We start from the raw sequence: 1118 nt of genomic DNA, 5'->3' as shown, positions 1-1118 counted from the left end.
TGGTGGAGGTCTTGCCATGGGTGCCCGACACCAGCAGCGTCTTGTGCCCCTGCATGAGCGAGGCCAGCACCGCCGGGCGCAACAGCACCGGCACCCCGCGCCGATGGGCTTCCACCAGTTCGGGATTGGTCTTGGGGATGGCGGCGTAGGTGGTCACCACTGCGGTGGGTCCGCCGGGCAGCAGGTCCAGCGCCGAGGCGTCGTGGCCGATGCGCACCTGCGCGCCGCGCGCCCGCAGAGCCAGCACGCCGCGGCTCTCCTTGGCGTCGGAACCGGACACCATGCCGCCGCGCGACAGGAGAATTCGGGCGATACCGGACATACCGGCACCGCCGATGCCGATCATGTGCACGCGCCGCAGATGCTCGGGTAGATCGGTGTGAGCTTCCGCGGTACCCACATCACTGTCCGGCCGCTCCACTGTCACCTCGAATTACCCCGTTCCCTGGCGTGTTTCATCGGATAGTTGGGCTCCCAGGCCCGGGTGCTGCGCCACGATTCCGTGGAGCGGCTGGTGCGCCGGGCCGAATCCGAATCTACCGACCGCCGCGAGGATGTTTCCGCCGAGCCGCCCCGGCCCCGCCCCGAGGGTAGCGCGCGCTTCTGCGGCGCGGACTTCACCTTCGCGTTCGCCTTGGGCTTGGGCTTGGGCTTGCCGGTCGCCTTGGACTTGGCGCGGGCGCGCGCGGCCCGGGCGGGCGAGTAGATGTCGGGTGTGGGCAGCCGCAGCAGACGGCTGAAGCGGCCATCCTGTCCGGCGTGCAGGGCCGCCACCGCCTCCGGCTCGTGCCGGGCGGCATTGGCGATGATGCCGAACATGAACAGGGTGATGGCCAGCGAGGAGCCTCCCGCGGAGACCAGCGGCAGCTGCAGACCGGTCACCGGCAGCAAACCCACCACGTAGCCGACATTGATCAGCGCCTGCCCGGTGATCCAGGTGGTGGCCGAGGCGGTCAGCAGCCGGATGAACGGATCCACCGACCGCGAGGCGATCCGCAGGCCGGTGTACACGAACAGCGCGAACAGCCCGAGCACCAGCGCGCAGCCGAGGAAGCCGAGCTCCTCGCCGATGATGGCGAAGATGAAGTCGTTGTGCGCGTTGGGCAGATAGCTCCACT

General features: G+C 69.5%; 2 protein-coding genes. Both read right to left on the bottom strand.

Translation table 11 applies throughout. The features are described 5' to 3' along the window. The coding region (locus tag ACIRS4_RS38385; protein WP_404204936.1) for a Mur ligase domain-containing protein at positions 1-421 on the bottom strand (421 nt) is incomplete at its 3' end. Positions 422-423: 2 nt separating this feature from the next. Next, positions 424-1118, bottom strand: a 695-nt coding sequence (locus ACIRS4_RS38380; protein WP_404204934.1) for an FtsW/RodA/SpoVE family cell cycle protein, incomplete at its 5' end; no start/stop codon positions are given.

The sequence above is a fragment of the Streptomyces sp. NPDC101166 genome, assembly GCF_044768125.1.
Taxonomy (GTDB): domain Bacteria; phylum Actinomycetota; class Actinomycetes; order Streptomycetales; family Streptomycetaceae; genus Streptomyces.
This window is presented reverse-complemented; position numbering and strand designations above follow the sequence as displayed.